General features: G+C 73.1%; 1 protein-coding gene and 1 pseudogene. One reads left to right on the top strand and one right to left on the bottom strand.

Features of this window, described 5'->3' with window-relative positions; all coding sequences use genetic code 11:
* Nucleotides 1-717: endonuclease (locus tag FDZ70_10005; protein ID TLM68387.1), on the bottom strand; the 717-nt coding region annotated here is incomplete at its 3' end.
* A gap of 737 nt (nt 718-1,454) precedes the next feature.
* On the opposite strand from FDZ70_10005, the pseudogene FDZ70_10000 reads away from it, so the two are divergent.
* A pseudogene (locus tag FDZ70_10000) lies at nt 1,455-1,649 on the top strand (energy transducer TonB).
* Nucleotides 1,650-1,866 lie beyond the last annotated feature (217 nt).

Genomic DNA, 1,866 nt, shown 5'->3' with positions numbered 1-1,866 from the left:
ACTCCGGACCTTGATGCGAAGGTTCTTCGCGCGCCCGACGTGCACGACGCGCCCCTCGGCGTCGCGGAAGACGTAGACGCCGCGCGCGTCGGGCAGGCGGGTGGTCAGCGGCAACGCTTTGGCCAGCGATCCCTGCCCGGCCATGCCGCAGAACGCCGCGACGTCCGCCGCCGTCCGCAGGCCCCGTGCCTCGAGGGCCGGTGTCATTGCGAGGAAGACCTCTCCGGCCGCACGCGCGTCGGCGAGCGCGCGGTGGGTGGGCGTCGACGAGGTGGCGTACCGGGCGGCGAGGTCGCGCAGGTTGTGGCGGTCATCCTCGGGGTGGAGGCGGTTGGCCAGCGACAGCGTGTCGAGCACGGGGCGGGGGAACGCGCGGCCCCACATCACCTCGGACTCGTAGTCGAGGAAGCCGAGGTCGAAGCGGTGGTTGTGCGCGATGAGCACGGCGCCCTCGGCGAAGTCGCGGAACGCTTCGAGCGCCTCGGGCAGCGCGACGGCGCCGAGCAGGATCTCGCGGGTGATGCCGGTGAGCGCCTCGACGGCGGGCGGTACGGGGTCGTTCGGAGCGACGAGCGCGGCGAAGCTGGCGACGAGCCGGCCGCCCTCGATGCGGACGGCGCCGATCTCGATGATGCTGTGGATGCCCGGGCGGGACCCCGTCGTCTCGATGTCGACGGCGACGAAGGCGCCGCGGTCGAGGCGGGTGCCGCTCAGCATGGGCGCGGCGCTCTCCGTGGTCGCAGGCGTGATCTTCCTGCGGGAATCCTAGCACGCGCCGCCTGTCTCGGCCGCGAGAAGCCGTTGCCGCGGGGCGCGGACAGCACTAGGATGTGAACTCCTACGGCAACCACCCCACACCGTTCCTTGCGAGGTGCGACATGGCGTTCCTGATCATCGGGCGCGACACCGAGACCGGCTCGGTCAGCCTGATCACCGACGAGGTCTTCGGCACGCTCAAGCAGGCGCAGAAGGCGCTCGGGGCGCTGCCGCCGAAGATCGTGCGTGCGCACCGTGACGATGACGTGTTCCTGATCGACTTGGACAAGGCCACGCCCGTGTTGCTCGTGGGCGGCGGCGACGAGGACGAGGATGAGGCCGTAGCCGAGGAGGTTGCCGAGGCAGCCGAGGCGGAGGCCGAAGCGCCTGCCGAGGAGGCAGCGGCCGAGGCTGAGCCGGAGGCCGAGCCGGAGGAGGGCGGCCTCGCATCGGCGCTCAAGCGCGCTGCCGACACGATGGAGGGGGAGGGCATCACTCCGCCCGAGTCCGTCGGGCCGCCCGAGTCGCGGGCGAAGCGTCGCGGCGGACGCTCCCGCGCTCCCGAGATCGAGGCGGAGGAGGAGCGCGGCCCGCTGGTCGACGCCCTCGCGCCCGAGATGCTGCTCGCCGGGGTGTCCCCGGGCGACGGCGACACGCAGTGGCCCTGGGAGGCCGCTCCCGCCGCGAAGGGCGAGGAGCCCGAGCCGGAAGAGCCGGTCGAGGAGACCGAGGGCGAGGCGCAAGAGGCCACCGAGGAACCGGAGCCCGAACCGGAACCGGAACCCGAAGCGGTCGTCGAGGAGCCCGAGCCGGAGCCCGAGCCCGAAGCGGTCGCCGAGGAGCCCGAGCCGGAGCCCGAGCCGGAGCCCGAGCCATCAGCCGCCGATACCGAGATCGCCGAGCTCCTCGAAGCGCTGGAGCGTCCCGCGGTGGACGACTCGGACTCGATGATCTCGGTCCCGGACGCCGAGGTCCTCGAAGCGGGCGGCCATGCGGTCGTCGTCGGCGAGTACGCGGACGAGGCGCCGGTCGACGTCGTCGAGCCCGCGGGTGTCGCGGAGCTGGCGCCGGAGATCGCCGATGTCATCCCGGCCGAGGAGCCGCCGGCAC

Source organism: Actinomycetota bacterium (assembly GCA_005774595.1).
Lineage (GTDB): Bacteria > Actinomycetota > Coriobacteriia > Anaerosomatales > D1FN1-002 > D1FN1-002.
Note: the sequence above shows the minus strand (reverse complement) of the source record. Positions and strands in the feature narration are given on the sequence as shown.